A 17,356-nucleotide genomic window follows, 5' to 3' on the forward strand; every position below is an offset into this window, starting at 1 on the left:
GCGGGCTGTACTATTTTAAGGAAAATTCAATGATCAAAGGACTTGCCATCACGCCGCCGATACTGGGGCGCATTTCAATAGGTAAGGTAGTCGAAAAGAACGGTAAGCGCTTACCGGAAAAAGACGATCAATTCACGATCACGACCCAGGTGCAAAACAAGGACGGATGGATTCCCCATCCGTACGATGAGGCACTGCGCAAAACGCAGGATAATCACAAGATCCGCGCCATCCCGATCCGGTTGCTGTTCAACGAACCGGATCTCAACCTCCGTGCTGAATACTGTTTGTTCGATCGCCAGAACGGCAGGCCACTCTATACCGGCAATGGGGAGACGTGCCGACGCTACACGGCATCGGGCATGGCGCCACTACCCTGTCCATCGCCGGATGCATGTGAGGTGGCCAAGGCTGGCTGCAAACCGTATGGTCGATTGAACGTACGCATCGCCGAGCAAGAAGATGATCTGGGAACTTTCATCTTCAGGACCACCGGGTTCAATAGCATTCGCACCCTTGCCGCCCGACTGAGCTACTACCAGGCCGTCTCCGGTAATCTGCTGGCATGCTTGCCGCTAGCCCTCCGGCTACGGGCCAAGAGCACCATCATGAGCCATCGTACTCCGATCTATTACGCGGATATTGGCGTGCGAGAAGGGCAAACCTTGGCACAAGCGATCGCTGATGCTAAGGAGCTCCACAGCCAGCGCTTAGCCACTGGCTATGAGCAAGCTGCATTGGATGCTGCGGGATATCAGGGATTGAGTAATGGTGCGTTCGAGGATAGCGACGAAGATATCTCCGAAATTGTCGAAGAATTCTATCCCGCAACCGGTGAAAGTAGTATCGACGGGAATGTAGATGTTGCTGCCGTCAAAACCAAACCGACGCTAAAAGACAAACTGGACAGAAAAACTGCCAGCTTTGCTACTGCCCCCTCATAAGCGTCATTGCATTTTTCAACTCGGCCTAATGGGATCTTGTCCAAACTGAAGAACCATCAATGCAAAGGTCAAAGATCTGCATCAATAAAAAGATCAGATGGTTTGCATTGAATGGCTTCAGCTATACGAACAATGTTTAGGAACGTGACGTTTCGTTCTCCACGCTCAATTTTTCCCATATGGGATCGATCAACCTCAGCGTAATCAGCCAAAGCTTCTTGTGACAGCGCCAACGCGATGCGTCGTGCCCGTATCGCAACTCCTAATCGCACGAGGTAACCATTTTTATCTACTTTTCCAGAGACTCTTGCCATACCGCAAATCGTCGCGCTATGATGCGTTAACGACCACGGTATTTACGACCCATTTTAACTTACATTGCGTTTTATCGGGCAATTAAGGAGTCGCCACAGCTTTTGGAGTGGCTTCAAACCCGAATTAGAAATTGATAAACATTCTTACGCCCGTACTTACAACTCCGTTTTACTTTTATTTTTCGAAGGAATTACATTGAAACGTACTAAATTCCCATGTGTGCATGTGTCAGCTCCCATCCAATCTTCAAACCAATACAAAGCGCTACCTAGCTTCCACCGTGCCCTCACCTGCACATCGCAGGAGGCAGCGAAATGACAATGGTATTTTGCCGTGGCTGCGGCAAAGAAATTCATGATAGTGCTCCGCTATGTCCTCATTGCGGGGCCTCCCAGGTAGCAAACATCACCTTCCAGCAAAAAATGGAATCCCCTAGTTGGGTCGCAATTACCTCCCTCGCTTTTGCGTGCCTCTCGTTACTAAGCAGTATGACAAGCGATGGAGACACAGATTCGATTTTAGGATCCGCCGTATTCGCTATTACTAGCGCGATATTAGGCGGCATCAATCTTCACCAACGACGTTCCGGAAAAACAATCGCAATTGTCTCCCTTGTTCTGGCCTCCATCACATTACTGCTTAGCCTCGGCCAAATTTCCTAACCTTTCAAAGAAAGAACTCTATGACCTCCCTCGTCTTCTGTCGCGGTTGCGCGCACCAGATCCATGTAACCGCAACCACTTGCCCGCAATGTGGTGCGCCACAACTCACGGCAAACAGCCCTAGCGAACCCACGCCTTCCCCCACCTTCATTGCACCCGAAATACACCATTACGCTGATGTACCTTGGTTCAGAAAGCGCTGGTTTGCTTTCGTGTGCTTCATGTTTTTCCCGCCAGCATATTTTTCTCTCGCCTTTACCGGCGAATTTTATTTCGAGAAAAACGGAGAGCTGCAGACCATGGCCAAAAACACCAAATTCATTTGGCTGGGCATTTTTATCCTCTTGGTACTCATCCGGTTCCTGAGGGATTAACACCACGCGACGGTTCATCAACGATGCAATCGTTGAATCCGCCAATAGCGTTTGCCGATGGGGATATCCCGAATTAGGAGCAACTTAAAAGAAAGTATGGGATGAATATTTCAACAGTTTTACGATACACGCTGTGGGTAGGTATGGTTGGCGCTACGTTAGTGCTGGCCGGTTGCGGCAAGAAAGTATTGGATTTCCGCAATGCGGAGATCGTGAATGGCAAGATTTTCCCCACTGGTACTAACTCCCCGTTTTCAGGGCGCGTAACCAACATGCGGACCTTCCAACTCCCGCCCTTATATGAAGGCTTTGCACCGATCGAACGAACATTAAATACATTAGTAAAGGAAAATTACTACCTCTTGGGAGAGGCATGCGATGTGACCATAAAAAATGGCAGCTTACAAGGTAAAGGAGTTTGCCGACCAGTCAAGAGTGACCAAGTCACCAGTGAGTTTTCCTTTGACAACGGTGTACTGCAAGATCGCTTCAAGCTGTTTAGCAGCACATCCGGTAAAGTGATTGCCGAAACCAATTATGACAAGGGTCACCTGGATGGGAAAATGCAGTTATTCAATCCCGACAACGGAAAGCTCATTTACAAAAACAAATGGAAAGAGGGAAAGCAAGATGGCGATGTGACGCAATACACGCTGGATGGTGAATATCCGCTCTACGAAGTGCAATTTGTGGATGGAAAAAAAAATGGTATAGAGAAAACTTATCATCCGACCACGCACAAACTGATCCAAAAAACGACTTACAAAGATGATGTCAAAACGGGTACTGAGCGAGCATGGAGTGAAGACGGCTCGGTGCTGTGGGCCGATCTAGACTGGGTGGATGGTAAAGCGTCGGGATTTCTGAAGCAACTGGATCCGACCGGCACAATCAGGGTAATCGACCTTATCTGGAAAGAAGGGAAAAAAACCGGGTTGCAAATAGAAGGAAGTCTGACGGCTGATCATACCGAATCCTATTACAAAAATGGTCTGCTCGATGGTCCGCAAAAAAAATACCGGTTAAATCCCTCCACGCAGAAAGTGTACCTCTATGTCATTGACAATTACAAAGAAGGCAAACGCGATGGCCCGCATCAAGAGCTCAGCAGTGATGGGACAATCACTTACGAAATTAATTACAAAGATGACGTTGAAATTTCATCCCCATCTTTGCCCGCACCTACCTTCAATACGCAGCCTCTTATGGACCCGACCAATATCGGCAACTGCGTCGAGAGCTGGGTGGCGGCATATCGTCAAGAAGCGGGAGACGAAGCGTTGATCAGGACCGATCAACGGGGGGAATGGAAAGAGTGGTGCACACAGGGGAAAAAACCTAAATAGTATTCATCAAACGTGGTTGGAAATTTCGCGAGTGACAGTTCAACTGGGCCGGACATTTTGTCCTAAGCACAGCAAACTACTGTCACTCGCGAAAGCCAACTTTAGCCTCAGGATCTTATTTTTTTGAATTCCACTCCCTTAGTTTCCTATCGCATCAGGGGAAACCGTCTTTGCAGATTGCACCAATCGGTGGAAAGAAAATCGGCGCGAGCTAGGGAAATATACTTTGAACGAATACATATCAATGTAAACGACTATAAGCCTCATAAATCATCGCATATGAGCAAGCAATCGCATTAGACTCACCGAAGTTGACCAAAGCATCTGTCTCAGGATAACTAAATACTGGTGATGGACGAACCATGCTGATATACACTGGATTCAAATGGCCTTCTCTTTGTAATTCACTAATAGCCTCTCTCTCGATCATTTGCATTAAGCGCCAAGTGAGTTTGTCGCCCTCCCCACGGTGGCGCGCCACAATAGGCTCGATAACCAATTCTAGTCGCGCCACGACCGCATCAAACTCAGACATCTCCAAAAATTCCATGTGCCCTCCAAGGCCAAATTAGTACTGTATTTATATACAGTATATATTCATTTTGAAATTGCCCAGAGAATTCGATAGAACTATTCACAAGCGTCTAGAGAAATCGAGATGTTTTTCAGTCAACGCCCTCTAGTAGCCAAACGGATAAGAAACTCTCGGCAGACGTTATCTGCATCAATTGCATCCAACAAGGCACTATGGTTTGTTGGAGCGATTGTGGCAGGTGGAGTCGGGGCCCCGGTATTGTTGATGCTGGGACTTACCGGATTGCCCGCGTCTGGCGCCTCTCTGTTGCTGAATGCCGAAGGCGTGTTTACTGCATTGTTGGCGATAGTAGCAAGGGGTAGACCGCTAGTCCGATCAACGCTGCACCAATCACGATGACAGGTTCTGGTAATTTCTTGAATTTCCATAACAGCGCTGCAGTGCCCAACGCTAGCAAGGCGGTCGGAGTGTCAATAATTGACCGTTGCGCGATCACCACCACGGAGCCAGCGATGGCACCGATGGCAGCTGCCGTGATGCCATCGACGAAAGCGATCAGCGCTGGCAGCTTGCCGTATTTTTTGAAGTATGGGGCAGCGATGACAGTAGCCAGGTAACAGGGAACAAAAGTGCCTACGGCGGCTAGGACGGCGCCGGGCAAACCACCAATCAGGTAACCGATGAATCCTGTGGTGATGACCACAGGACCAGGAGTAATCATGGCAACGGCCACGGCATCGACGAACCGCTTTTCTGTAAGCCAGTGGTGTTCGGTGACGATACCTGCATAGAGGAAGGGCACGATGGCCAGGCCCGAGCCGAACACGAAGGCTCCCGCCTTCGTGAAGAACAGAGCAATCTGGATCAGCGTATTAGCATCGCTTGCGGAGGCAAGAGCAATAGTGGGAAATTGCGTCGCCAGCGCAGCGGTCAGATGCGACGAACCCAACTTTGGTTTGCAACGGATTACCCATACCAGCACGCCCGCAGCAATGAACAGCCACGCGACTTCCGATTGCGTGATGATGGTTGTCGCCGCCAGCAACAAGAAGATACCCCACAGGAGCTTGTCGCGACCAAGGTTCTTACTGGCGAGCTTGTGCGCGCTGATGGTCATGATGCCGATCACTGCCGCGCCAACGCCATAAAAAACGGACTCCATCCAGGTCAGCCCGCCGAACGCGACGTAGGCCCACCCGAGGGTCACAACCATAAGGAACGACGGCAGCACAAAGGCAAGCCCTGCCACCGTCGCGCCAAGAAGGCGGAAGTGCACAAAGCCCAAGTAGATGCCCAACTGGGCAGCAAGCGGTCCAGGTGCGATCTGCGCCAGCGCAAGACCCTCCTTGTAGTCTGATTCGCTGATCCAGCCGCGTCGCTCAACTAAGTCGCGATGCATATAGCCAATCAATGCGACCGGGCCGCCAAAGCCAAACGTACCTAAGCGGAGGAGGTACAGGATAAGTTGCCACAAGGTGTAGGGCGGTTTGGTTGTTTCGTTCACGGTCACGATTCCTGCTGTTATTTAGTTTCTTGTTGGAAGGCGGTAAGTAGCCCATCGAACACGCTGCTGGCGACCGCTAGCAGGTGATCGTCATCGGTGATGGCTTCACGCAGTCCGGCGAGTACGCTTTCAATTCCCGCAGACTCGGGTGGTTGCACGCCGCCGACATCGAGGTAATGTACTAATGCGCCAAGACGCTTGAGCGCCGCTTGCTCAAGACCGAAGCTTGCCAGTAGCACTTCAAAGCTGACGCGGCTGCCCACGTGACTGAAGGTCGCACCATCGAAGTCGAAGCCCAGCGCATCGGCCGGGCAGTCATTGGGCGACTCCAGCCAGAACAGACGAGCTTGCGGATCAATGAAGCGCCGGATCAACCAGGCGCAGGCCAGTCGATCCACCCAAGGCCGCCGCCGCGTTGCCCACGTACGACCTTGGTATTGGCTTATTAACAGGAGGGAGATCGGTGTATTGGCCGGGTGCGGTTCGTCCGGGGCCAATACCCTGGCTGCAGTCAGTTCCAGTTCTTGCAGGGCCGCATCCGCTTGCCGCTGGGCTTCGCCGGGGAAGAAGTCGATGTCACCAAGATTGGCGAAGGCCTTGCGTAGCTTGCGCGTTTGCTTGAGCGCATTCATCACCGTATCGGTGGTCAGTGTTTCACGGACTTTGGCGACCTCTGCCAGTAGTGCTGCGTAATCCTCGCTACGGTCAAACAGTCCAACGAAATTGGTGCCAATGGGTTCTTCAACGCGCAAAACAAGGGCGGTCCCGCCACCTGAAAGCACGTCAGCGGCGACCGCTTCCAATGTGTTACGGCAAGGTTCGTGCTCGGGCATTAGATAGACACCATCGCGCAACACCGCTGCACCCGATGCCTTGAGCGCCCGCCAGACACGCATGCGTACCGTGGCATTCTCCGTTGGTAGGCTGGTAATAAGTGATAGATATTTATTCATGTAGATAATTTTACATATGTGTAGAATTATCTACAATACCAATTTTGGCGGAGTCGCCGTAATGACATTTTATTGCTCTGGCGACAGTTTCGCGTGTCAAAGGAGTTCGGCCGAGTGTGCTAGTAGCGACAGCAAATCATATGACTCATTTTCTACACTGCTATAGTCGATTTACAAGGTCAACCTTTACAAATCGGACAATGTTGCTTTGGGGAAATTCGATCGCTATCTAAGCACGTCTCGCTCAAAAATACTGCTAACATCATTTTGTTTTAATATTTGAATCGGCCAATGGACTAGTTCCAATATATCGATATCTTCCATGCTACCAAGGCAGGAAAAGCTGATGACTCAACGAAACATAGTAGTAATTGGCTGTTCGGCTGGTAGCTTCGAAGGATTGAGAATACTAGTAGCCGGCCTACCATCAACACTGCCGGCTGCCTTACTTGTCGTTACGCATATGCCTGCCGATAGGCGTAGTTTTTTGGCAGATATACTCAATGGCGCTAGCGCACTCCCTGCAATACGTCCCCTTGAAGGTGACCCGGTAATTCATGGGCGTATCTACCTCCCAACAGTTGACCGGCATCTTTTAGTAAAGAACAGCCGAATAAAGTTAACGTCGGGTCCCAAAGAAAAGTTTTCACGTCCGTCTATCGATACGCTATTTCGTTCAGCCGCCCTATGTTACGGATCTAGGGTAATTGGCATCTTACTTTCAGGTGCCCTTGATGATGGGACCGCTAGGCTAGAAATAATCAAAGACCACGGCTATTGAGTATGTTGCTAGAACCAATCGTCAAGGCGAATTACATAAAAAGAACCGGTCATCAGGTCCTTAAGGTAAAACCCGGTGCCGCAACACCTGGAGAATCCCGGGATGTTCGCAAACATCTACCTGGTCTTGGCGAGCGCTGCTTTAAAAAAAACCGAGTTTCTATCTAGAGAGATTTTTTGCACCTTGCATTAAAAAACTGTGATCTGAGGCGACCAAAAAAAGACTGACACCCTGCTTCTCCCAGAATGGTATTTCGGCCGCATCTGCAAGATACATACCCAAACGCCTACCAACGCTGTGCGCGGCATGGCATATCACTTGCATAGCCGCCACGACTTCAGGATGTGCCTGATCAGTCGTCCCCATCGATACAGCTAAGTCTGCACGTCCTATAAACAAGCAATCTATCCCTTTTACAGCCGCGATTTCATCGATACAAAGAAGCGCATCTACATCTTCAATCTGCGCTATTACAGTTGTGTTGCTTCGGCTGTTCAACAAATGTTCTGCCGCGTTAATCCTGGTATATCCGGCCGCGCGGGTTGAGCCTGCATAACCTCGGCCACCAGATCCGTAATGACACATATTTACCGCAGCCTGCGCTTCTTGGGCACTGGTGACATGCGGCACCATGATCCCCGAGGCTCCGCAGTCAAGAGCGTTTAAGGCTAATTCTGCGCGCGCCGCGGGAATACGTACCAGTGTTGGCATGTCGCCAGCGCGCGCGGCGAGCAAACAAATATCCAGAGCGGACCGACTAAATGGAACGTGTTCGGTATCAAGACAAAGCACCGATAACGAGGTATTCGCCAATACCTCAATATTGGTGTAATCGGTCGACTTTATAAAGGTTCCTACGAGTTTTTCTTGATTACTCAAGCGAGCGGAAAATGTCGAGATGCGAGATTTCATCATATTTTTTTATAAATAGTTTAGCTGGTAAAGCAAGAAATACTACAAACCTAGAAGCCTCTACATTAAAGTGGACGCCCCCCGTCAACGCTAATGACCGCACCTGTCGTGAAAGTAAGATAGACGGCGGTGGCCAGTACCGTTCCGGCTATTTCATCGACCGTAGCGAGGCGCCCCAAGGGGGTCCTGAGTACTTGCTCCTCCCGCCATTTTTGACTTAGTCCCTGCACAAATTCGGTATCAACCAAACCCGGTGCGACGCTCAATACTCTGATCTGAGGTGCTAGTGCGCGTGCGAGCGATTTGGTTAAATTATCTAACGCAGCCTTACTGGCACAGTAAGCGATATTGCTTCCAATCCCCGTCTGCGCTGCCACAGAAGAAATATTAACAATTAGCCCTTCTCCCGTTGCTGCCAGCATCTGCTGAAATACACGCACACATGCGATAGCACCGCGTACATTGGTGGTGAAAATTTCGTCGATCAGCGCGTCGTTCATACCGTTCAGATCGCCGTGAGCGACAAATGTGGTGGTGCCCGCACAATTAACCAAAATATCGCATCTCCCGTACTGTGCAAGCACCCTGTCTCTGGCCAATTCAAGGCGTGAACTGTCGGTCACGGGTATCGCCAACGCGATATGGCCACTACCAGAAAGCGTCGCCACCAAGGCATTAGCCTTGGCGATCGAACGGTTGAAACCGACCACGACATTGGCACCGTGCAATGCAAATATCTTCGCGATTGCACTACCCAACCCGCCTGTGGCGCCGGTAATCACCACGACCTTGCCGCGTAGAGTCTGTAATACTTGGTCCGAACGCATTACGATGTTTTCCTAAAACGTCGCACGCGTATATCGGCCTGCTCTTTATGTCCTGAAAAATGCTCCAGCGCACACAAGCGCGAACAGTATTCGCCGATCAGCACACTTGCCTCATCGGTTAACACACGCTGATAGCTGTGCGTCTTAATAAATTTTCCAACCCAAAGACCACCGGTAAAACGCCCAGATTTTTTCGTAGGCAACGTGTGATTAGTACCAATGACCTTATCCCCGTAGGAGACGTTAGTGCGATGCCCTAGAAAAAGTGCGCCATAGTTGGTCATCTTTTCAAAAAACCATTCAGGATCTTCGGTCATCACTTGCACATGTTCAGAGCAAATACGCTCTGATTCTGCAAGCATTTCTTCCTGTGTATCGCAAAGAATTATCTCGCCATAATCTTGCCACGCATGCCTTGCAATATCCCTTGTATCAAGTCGTTCTAGCACGGCTTCGATTGCCGCCGGTAGCTCCGCAGCAATCTTTTTACTCCGGGTGACACATACCGTTGGCGAGTTCGGCCCATGCTCGGCCTGCCCTAGCAAGTCGACGGCCACTAGTTCGGCGTCCACTGTGTCATCGCACAGGACCATCGTTTCGGTAGGCCCGGCTAGCAGATCAATCCCCACTCTGCCAAACAACTGTCGCTTGGCTTCGGCCACGTAAGCATTTCCCGGACCGACTAACATATCAACGGCTTCGCAATTTTCGGTACCTAGCGCCATCATAGCGATCGCCTGCACGCCCCCAATGACATAGATTTCATCCGCCCCAGCCATGGCCATTGCAGCAACAATCGCGGCAGCAGGCTTCCCCTCGTATGGCGGCGCGCACGCAATCACCCGCTTAACGCCAGCAACCTTGGCAGTCAACACGCCCATATGTGCCGACGCCAATAATGGATATTTCCCGCCGGGAACATAACACCCTACCGAATTGACTGGGATATTCTTGTGACCAAGAATCACTCCCGGCAACGTTTCGACCTCAACGTCACGCATGCTAAGCATTTGAATCTGTGCAAAACGACGAATCTGGGTCTGAGCGAACGTGATATCCGCCACCGCCTGAGGGGATAGCGAATCGATGCATGCCTGTATTTCGACATCGGACAAACGAAATTTTGCGGGATTCCAGCTATCAAATTTTTGGGAATATTCACGTACCGCCACTTCTCCTTGTGATTCAATATCCGTAAGAATTGCTTCTACGATGGATCGCACTTTTGTGTCGATATCCAACTTCTCTTGTACCGGCTTACCCTGTTTTAAATATTGAATTGCCATGCTCTACTCCTGGACGAAAAAATTTACTTCGGAAAATGAATTGAGATAAGGTATGCCGATCAGAACGTCTGCCGTAAACCGATATCAAAAACCTTGTCGGTTGCACCCTGGACGCCACCGGCGTTGATCGCTGAATTTCGGTCGTTTTTTACGAATGCGACAGAGGAATATAAGGCTGTTCGTTTCGACAAATCAAAGAGGTAGCCAAATGCGACTTGACGTGCATTCGCGTCGGAAATTTGCTTGTTTTGTTTATAGATGAACGACGCCATTAGTTTGCTACGTTGGAGCGGTAAGCTCACCCCGATCATGCTATCTCGAACCTCAGCGCCGCCACCGCTCGTCACCCGATCAGCACCCGCGTGCAGCTTGAATGGGCCGAAATTGTAGGCGCCCCCGATGAACCAGACCTTCACACTATCAATGCCAAGCGCATCATTCGTCGAGTGATAAGATACCGTTCCAGTCAGCGGAGCGCCCACGTAACCGACCGAGAATCCCATCTGGCGGGAGGCGGCGGAATTACCCGCAACCTCGCCCAACCCATACAGCACGCTAGCGGTCAGATTGCCGTAGCTTGGCGCGGTATAAGTGATCGCATTGTCGACCCGAAAGTTACCGCTACTAAACCACTGGCGAATGCTGGTCATATCGCCCTTCATACCACCGACAAACGGATCCACCGTAAGTTGCGCCAGATATATCGGTGCGTACTGACGTCCTAGTCGGACGGCACCGAAGTCGCCTTGTAATCCTATATAAGATTGACGTCCGAACAAACGACCACCTTGCGCGGCGCTGCCATCGTCAGGATTGAAGCCGTTTTCAAGGAAGAAGGTCGCACTAAGCCCGCCACCGAGATCCTCGCTACCTTTGAAGCCAAGACGGCTGCCATTGAATACACCAGGCTCCATTTTGGTGACTGCGCCAGCGCCATTACTTTCCCGGCTTATGCTGGCATCGATAATCCCGTAGATCGTGATATTGCTTTGCGCAGCGGCAATGCCTGCAATAAGGCTAATCGGCGCAGCAATAGCGAGCGATTGAAATAATTTTTTATTCATTATGGGTTTCCTATCAGGTTAGGCGGAAATACTGCAAGTCCTTGAGTTCCCGATAACGTGACCGCTGGCGATCACATCGAGAGCATTGCAAACGCATGCAGGCACCTTCTATGGGCGGCCCACACTAAGTCTCCTCCACGTTTGCAGCCGCTACTTTGCCCTCGACACAATCATTTGTCTAATATATATTATGTCTACATTTCATACTTTTAACGAATACAAAAATGCTAGAACTGCGCCAACTTCGTTACTTCGTAACACTTGCGGAAGAGCTTAATTTCGGCCGTGCGGCGACCCGGCTGCACATCACGCAACCCCCGCTAAGCCTACAAATCATGCATCTGGAAGATCAGCTGGGCGCCAAGCTGTTCATCCGCGGAAAACGCCCTCTACAACTGACATATGCGGGCAAGGAATTACTGATCAAATCGCGCCGGTTACTAGCGGATGCGGAAGGCCTCTCCGGTTATATGCACTTGCTCACGCAAGGCGATCGCGGTCGGCTTGTGGTGGGATTTATTATCGGCTCGCTACCTATCCTATTGCCCGCTTTTATCAACTCGTTCCGCACACGTTATCCGTTGGTGGAACTCGAATTGCGAGAATTGGTATCAGGTCGTCAGGTGGGGGATTTACTGCAGCGTGAGATAGACGTGGGCATCATGCGCCCACTTCCAGAGGGTACGGAGCTGATGACCAAGATGCTGATCACAGAGCCACTGGTACTTGCAGTGCCTCTGTCAAATCCGCTACATAAAAAGAAAGAACTGAGTATTGATGAGATATCCAGCGAGCGCCTCATAACATTTAGCCTTAAGGATTCCCAGTATTTCTCACAATTAATCTCAGGGCTTTTCGCTCGCGCCGGATGCATCCCAAACATCGTTCAGGAGGCAACGCAATTAGGTACCGTGCTGGCATTAGTCGCGAGCGGCATGGGCTTGGCAATCGTGCCGGAGTCAGCCCGACACTCGCCTTATCAAGGGATCGTTTACCGCCGCATCAAACTGCCGCGGCGGGTAGACGCAGAACTGGTTTTAGGCTGGCGCGCCGATAATGGAAACCCGGCGCTCGCCCATTTCATAGAAATCGCTGCCGAAGAGGCGAGGACATATTCAGAGAAATTTATTTCGTTGCAGACCAAAAAATCGTGACACGCTAACCTGGAAGCTCATTCAAAAAATACTGAATATGTCGCGCGCACCATGGCGCGTCCAGCACGGGGAGTAAATGTCCCACACCAGCCCGCGAATGATGACTTGATCGCGATGCATCGGCGTACGCCATAATTTCTTCACTAAAAATCGGCGGGCACACCACATCATTTTCTCCGGACAATGCCAGCACCGGCATTGTCAGCGTAGAAAGCGGCAACAAACCTGAGCGCTCGGCCGCATAACCTAACTGCTTACGAAAACGATCAATACCAACGCGTTTTGCTTGTCGGATCAGGCTGTCACAGAGCGGCCCTTCGCCGGTTAATCCGTATAAAGGCGCAAGTTGCTGGCGGAACATAATCTCTATACCATCGCGTTCGAGTTGTGCCACTTGTTCAGCCCTGCGCTGTGGTCCGGCACTGCCATCTGGCCGTGAATTAGAAGCAATAATGATTAGTGCCAAACAATGCTGCGGTTGACGTATCGCAAGATGCAGAGCAGCGATACCGCCGAGAGAGTGTCCAATCCATATTGCTGGGGAGGTAGTAAGTCTGGCTAGCCGCTCCAGCTCTGCTTCAAAGCTGCTTTCCTCGCCTAATACCTCAACTCGCAACGACTGCCCGAGAGCATCCGATAACGCTTGCATACTGGCCGCATCCATCAGCGTTCCAGGCAAGGCAATCCATTCTGCCGCCAGCCTCACGAGCTGTGGCCTGCGGCGGCGCGTCGAACGCCATCAACACGCGCAGCAGCCCCGGCCCGTAACAATTGCACGTCATTTCCTGGCGTGACCAAGTCATATCCAATTCGCACGCAATCCTCTCCCATATCGGGCGCGCCGCAAAAAATGCCAGCATACTTACCGCGTGCATGCGCGACTTCCAGAATATGCGTAACGGCAGCTTTCATCCGTGGATCCGACCAGGCGTCAGGCCCTAATCCTAATGCGATACCAAGATCACTCGGGCCGACATAAATGCCATCCAGTTCCTCGACGTCGAGCATTCTCTCTACGTTATCCAGTGCATTGCTGGTCTCAATCATGGCCAGCGACATGATCTGATCGTCGGCCCGCGCAAGGTAATCGCTACCGCCATACAGCAGGCCACGCGCAGGACCATAACTGCGCGCTCCACGGGGCGGATATCGGCAACTCGCAGCGAAGACAGCCGCCTGATCCACATCATCAATTAAGGGGCAGATAATGCCATAAGCCCCGGCATCGAGTAACTTATTAATCTCTGCAAGGGTCGAACCAGCGCAACGTGCAAGCGGCACAGCCTCAGTCGCGGAGATCGCTTGCAACAAATGTACTGCCTGATCGAAACCATACGGGCCATGCTGAAGGTCGACAGTGACGGCATCAAAGTTGCAATGCCCGAGTACCTCAGCCAGATAGCCATTTCCCATCGATATCCAGGCATTTACCGCAACCCTTTTTTCTAACTGAAGTTGCTTCAATCGGTTCACACGCATTGCATTCTCTCTAGGGACTACAATAAAAGACAACCATGGCGCCTAATGCGCTGCCAGTTCTAATATTGCGGTTGGTGCAATATATCCGTTCTGATCAAGCGCCCAGCCCAGTGCCGCGGCTGCATCCAGCACCGACATTGCCCACTCAATTCGGGTCCTACTTTCGCCACCGGTAACCAGCAACAACTTTCCGCTTCCTTTTACGCACACCAGAGAGCGCCATGCATCGGGCGGAATAGAAATGACCGTCCCAGGCTCAATCACAACGGAATGCGAGTCGACTCCGCTATTGAGCGTAAACCGCCAACTCCCTTCCTTCACTAATATCGCCTGAGTACTGCTGTGGCGATGCTCCAGCAAACCATTACCCACAGGTGAGCGCAACCACTCCATGGTGAATCCGTGTGGATTGACCACTGGCGGCACTAGGTCGCGATTCTCCGCTAATCCGAAGCCGATCACTGACGCCATTTCTTTAGAGCCACCCGGCAGCAAACTGTCCAGCAGGGGGAATGCATGCCATTGCAACGCATCATGCCTGACCAGACGTCGTTCCATTTCTTCTGGTGTGTAATGACGCAAACCAGCAATCTTTTCTGCTGGCATAGGTGGCATAATTAAATCTGGCGACACATCTGGCGTCTTGTGCAAATCGATCAGCGTATTTTTTTTGGAAATCACCAGACCAGTAGCACGCGCTTTTTCCAATATCGAAGGTGCCCAAATAACTCCACCGGTCAAGTCCCGACCCAACACGGTATATAGATAGCCTTTGTCATCGCCTTCATTCGTAAATCCGCGGAAAATCCAGGGCGGAATAGTCGCCACATCCCCCTCTTCGAACAAGGTCTCACCCTGCTCGCCCGATGGCCCCCAACGCAAGCGCCATTGCCCACCCCAGCACATGAAGACCTCGGCGGTGAAATGCATGTGGAGATTATTTGTGATGCCATGTGGCATGCTGGCTCCCCCTAATGCAAAGCCATGCGGTTCGCACAGATTGACAAAACTATGCGGATTTTGCGACACACCCTCGCCAATCAACTGGTAGTTGTACTTGGGAGTGGACCCGGGAAGTCGGACGTCAACAAATGCTTCTGCATCGGACTTCAGATCAGTACGTTTGATGATGCGCGCATTCATCTGGGATGGCGTGATTACGATACTACGCATGCTATTCTCCATAACAAAGTTAGCCGACAAATACTGCGATAACTCGCTCAGGATTTACCGATAAAAATGATCGACATGTAGATGCCGCATTGGCATCAAAGGGGTGTCGTATCCCTGTTTTCCAGTGCGATCAAACGTTGCTGCGTAGCAGCGTCAAATAAATAACTACGATTGGCATGGATGCTTAACCCAACGACTTCTCCAAATTTTGCCTTGAAGGTTTTTTCTGTGCGCACCACGATCATCTGCTTGCCACGTTGCACCGTCACTTGGGTGGCATCACCGATCAGCTCGACTGTATAAATTTCGCCATCCATTTGCCCCGCACCGGGCGTGGTTAGAATAATATCCTCCCAGCGCACTCCTAGCACCACATCGGCGTAAGAGCCTTTTCCTGCATCAGGAATGCGGATGTTCTCACCGACAAAATCACCGTTTTCCAGACGTCCACTTAACAAATTCATCGCCGGTGAGCCAATAAAATCTGCGACGAACAGGTTAGCTGGCTCGTTATAGATATTCTCCGGCGTGTCGATCTGCTGAATCACTCCGCCATACATCACCACAACCCGGGTCGCCAATGTCATCGCCTCTATCTGATCGTGTGTCACATAGACCATCGTGGTACCCAGTTCATATTGCAAATGTTTGATTCGCGCGCGCATGCTGATACGTAGCTTAGCGTCTAGATTCGAGAGAGGCTCATCCATTAGGAACACTTGTGGCTGACGCACAATGGCTCTTGCTAACGCCACCCGCTGTCGCTGGCCGCCAGAAAGTTGCTTGGGCTTGCGATCAAGTAAATCTTCCAGCTCAACTTTACGTGCAGCTTCAGCGATCAATGCAGCGTGCGTCTCGCGTGGCACTTTTCGAATGCGAAGTGGGTAAGAAATATTTTGTTGAACTGTCATGTGCGGATAGAGGCCATAGTTTTGAAACACCATGGAGATATCACGGTCGCGCGGCGCCAAATGCGTGACATCACTACCACCCATAGTGATATGCCCGCTGGTAGGCTGTTCAAGACCGGCAATCATGCGCATGGTCGTGGTCTTCCCGCAACCGCTAGGACCCAGCAATACTAGAAATTCACGATCATGAATTTCTAACGATAAATCCTTTATGACAAATTTATTGTCCCAACCCTTGCTTATATTGTTCAATGAAATTGCTGCCATGGTGACTCCTGTTTCTATATATTCTTATTTCGTGGTTGATCTCAGCGCACCGCGCCGCTGGTACTGCCCTGTATGAAATGCTTTTGAATGACCAATCCAAGCACAAACATCGGCAACATAATCAGCACGCCGGTAGCCGATATAAGCTGCCATAGGTCACCCTCCTCTGCACTGAACATTGCCAATCCCACAGGAAGCGTCAACGCGTCCTTACTAGTAACGATCAATGCCAATAAAAATTCGTTCCAAGAAATAATGAAGCAAAAAATAGAAGCAGTGATCAGGCCAGGTGCAGCCATCGGAATAACGATATTTTTAATCACTTCCAGGCGGGTAGAGCCGTCTATCATCGCCGCCTCTTCTGTATCCAGCGGAATGGCATCGATAAAGCCTTTGATCATCCATATCGCATAAGGTGTGACGAACGAAAGATTCACGAGAATCAGCGCCAGCTTGGTATCGAGCAAACCGATATCACGGAACAATATGAAAAAGGGCAAAACCAGGATAACCGATGGGACAAACTGGGTAGCGATGATCGCCATGAAAAGTGATTTTTCACCCCGCAGACGAAAGCGTGAAAAGCTATAAGCAGACATGGTGGCAATTGGAATCGCAATGGCGATCGTGGCTAACGCTACCAATAACGAATTCAACAATTTCTTATGAATCTCATAGGGCGGCTCCATAATTGTTCTGAAGTTATCTAAAGTTGGTATGAACAGCCAGCGCGCCTGGAAAACATCAGCGTAACTTTTGAAGCCCGCCGCGATCATCCAGTAGATTGGAATCAAAATTGCGGCAGCGGTTAGGAATATTAATAGACTCTGTGTAAAACCGAAGAAACGGCTTTGGTGAGATGTGCTCAT

Annotated in this window: 18 protein-coding genes; 5 read left to right on the forward strand and 13 right to left on the reverse strand. The window is 50.6% G+C overall.

The annotated features are described in order from the left end of the window. Window positions 1-29 precede the first annotated feature (29 nt). Window positions 30-944, forward strand: a complete 915-nt coding sequence (locus C7W93_RS06505; RefSeq protein WP_108439293.1) for a hydrolase or metal-binding protein — start codon at window positions 30-32, stop codon at window positions 942-944. Between the two features lie 68 nt (window positions 945-1,012). Here C7W93_RS06505 and C7W93_RS06510 read toward each other — a convergent pair whose 3' ends face one another. Beyond that, a complete protein-coding gene (locus C7W93_RS06510) occupies window positions 1,013-1,258 on the reverse strand; it encodes a helix-turn-helix domain-containing protein (RefSeq protein WP_108439294.1) in 246 nt (81 codons plus the stop codon). A gap of 683 nt (window positions 1,259-1,941) precedes the next feature. On the opposite strand from C7W93_RS06510, the gene C7W93_RS06520 reads away from it, so the two are divergent. Together C7W93_RS06520 and C7W93_RS06525 are read left to right on the forward strand one after the other, a co-directional pair. Continuing rightward, window positions 1,942-2,295 (forward strand): hypothetical protein, encoded by a 354-nt coding sequence (locus C7W93_RS06520; RefSeq protein WP_108439295.1) that lies wholly within the window; start codon window positions 1,942-1,944, stop codon window positions 2,293-2,295. A 101-nt stretch (window positions 2,296-2,396) separates the two neighbouring features. Beyond that, complete coding sequence (locus tag C7W93_RS06525; RefSeq protein ID WP_108439296.1) at window positions 2,397-3,641, forward strand: toxin-antitoxin system YwqK family antitoxin; 1,245 nt, start codon at window positions 2,397-2,399, stop codon at window positions 3,639-3,641. 241 nt (window positions 3,642-3,882) lie between these two features. Here the strand turns inward: C7W93_RS06525 and C7W93_RS06530 are convergent, their stop codons facing one another. The 3 genes from C7W93_RS06530 to C7W93_RS06545 form a co-directional block, all read right to left on the reverse strand. Then, a complete protein-coding gene (locus tag C7W93_RS06530; RefSeq protein ID WP_108439297.1) occupies window positions 3,883-4,191 on the reverse strand; it encodes a DUF2471 family protein in 309 nt (102 codons plus the stop codon). A 313-nt stretch (window positions 4,192-4,504) separates the two neighbouring features. Then, window positions 4,505-5,680 (reverse strand): chromate transporter, encoded by a 1,176-nt coding sequence (locus C7W93_RS06540; RefSeq protein WP_370446399.1) that lies wholly within the window; start codon window positions 5,678-5,680, stop codon window positions 4,505-4,507. Between the two features lie 17 nt (window positions 5,681-5,697). Then, window positions 5,698-6,633 carry a chromate resistance protein ChrB domain-containing protein gene (locus tag C7W93_RS06545; RefSeq protein WP_108439299.1) on the reverse strand — a complete coding sequence of 312 codons (936 nt, stop codon included), beginning with the start codon at window positions 6,631-6,633 and terminating at the stop codon, window positions 5,698-5,700. A gap of 346 nt (window positions 6,634-6,979) precedes the next feature. Between C7W93_RS06545 and C7W93_RS25445 the strand changes: the two genes are divergently transcribed. After that, the gene (locus tag C7W93_RS25445; RefSeq protein ID WP_161539891.1) at window positions 6,980-7,414 is read left to right on the forward strand and encodes a chemotaxis protein CheB; all 435 of its coding nucleotides are present in this window, start codon (window positions 6,980-6,982) and stop codon (window positions 7,412-7,414) included. A gap of 159 nt (window positions 7,415-7,573) precedes the next feature. Here C7W93_RS25445 and C7W93_RS06555 read toward each other — a convergent pair whose 3' ends face one another. From C7W93_RS06555 to C7W93_RS06570, 4 genes are all read right to left on the reverse strand, one after another. Next, entirely contained in the window at window positions 7,574-8,329 is a 756-nt protein-coding gene (locus C7W93_RS06555) for an HpcH/HpaI aldolase/citrate lyase family protein (RefSeq protein ID WP_201747173.1), read from the reverse strand. Between the two features lie 62 nt (window positions 8,330-8,391). Next, the gene (locus C7W93_RS06560) at window positions 8,392-9,153 is read right to left on the reverse strand and encodes an SDR family NAD(P)-dependent oxidoreductase (protein ID WP_108439301.1); all 762 of its coding nucleotides are present in this window, start codon (window positions 9,151-9,153) and stop codon (window positions 8,392-8,394) included. Continuing rightward, complete coding sequence (gene hisD / locus C7W93_RS06565) at window positions 9,153-10,439, reverse strand: histidinol dehydrogenase (protein WP_108439302.1); 1,287 nt, start codon at window positions 10,437-10,439, stop codon at window positions 9,153-9,155. Before hisD ends, C7W93_RS06560 begins: the two co-directional genes overlap by 1 nt. A 59-nt stretch (window positions 10,440-10,498) precedes the next feature. After that, on the reverse strand, window positions 10,499-11,503 hold the full coding sequence (locus C7W93_RS06570) for a porin (RefSeq protein WP_108439303.1): 1,005 nt from the start codon (window positions 11,501-11,503) through the stop codon (window positions 10,499-10,501). 224 nt (window positions 11,504-11,727) lie between these two features. Here C7W93_RS06570 and C7W93_RS06575 point away from each other — a divergent pair, with 224 nt between their 5' ends. Continuing rightward, a complete protein-coding gene (locus C7W93_RS06575) occupies window positions 11,728-12,657 on the forward strand; it encodes a LysR substrate-binding domain-containing protein (RefSeq protein WP_108439304.1) in 930 nt (309 codons plus the stop codon). A 4-nt stretch (window positions 12,658-12,661) separates the two neighbouring features. On the opposite strand, the gene C7W93_RS06580 is transcribed toward C7W93_RS06575, so the two are convergent. The 5 genes from C7W93_RS06580 to C7W93_RS06600 all read right to left on the reverse strand — a co-directional run bounded on the left by C7W93_RS06580 (window position 12,662) and on the right by C7W93_RS06600 (window position 17,356). Beyond that, a complete protein-coding gene (locus C7W93_RS06580; protein ID WP_108439305.1) occupies window positions 12,662-13,363 on the reverse strand; it encodes an alpha/beta fold hydrolase in 702 nt (233 codons plus the stop codon). Beyond that, window positions 13,360-14,136 carry an HpcH/HpaI aldolase/citrate lyase family protein gene (locus tag C7W93_RS06585; protein WP_108439306.1) on the reverse strand — a complete coding sequence of 259 codons (777 nt, stop codon included), beginning with the start codon at window positions 14,134-14,136 and terminating at the stop codon, window positions 13,360-13,362. The genes C7W93_RS06580 and C7W93_RS06585 overlap by 4 nt, the downstream gene beginning before the upstream one ends. 42 nt (window positions 14,137-14,178) lie before the next feature. Continuing rightward, window positions 14,179-15,309, reverse strand: coding sequence for a hypothetical protein (locus tag C7W93_RS06590; protein ID WP_108439307.1), 1,131 nt, complete (start codon window positions 15,307-15,309; stop codon window positions 14,179-14,181). Between the two features lie 95 nt (window positions 15,310-15,404). Then, a complete protein-coding gene (locus C7W93_RS06595) occupies window positions 15,405-16,487 on the reverse strand; it encodes an ABC transporter ATP-binding protein (RefSeq protein ID WP_108439308.1) in 1,083 nt (360 codons plus the stop codon). Window positions 16,488-16,528: 41 nt separating this feature from the next. Next, window positions 16,529-17,356, reverse strand: a complete 828-nt coding sequence (locus C7W93_RS06600; protein ID WP_108439309.1) for a carbohydrate ABC transporter permease — start codon at window positions 17,354-17,356, stop codon at window positions 16,529-16,531.

The sequence above is a fragment of the Glaciimonas sp. PCH181 genome (assembly GCF_003056055.1).
Taxonomy (GTDB): domain Bacteria; phylum Pseudomonadota; class Gammaproteobacteria; order Burkholderiales; family Burkholderiaceae_D; genus Glaciimonas.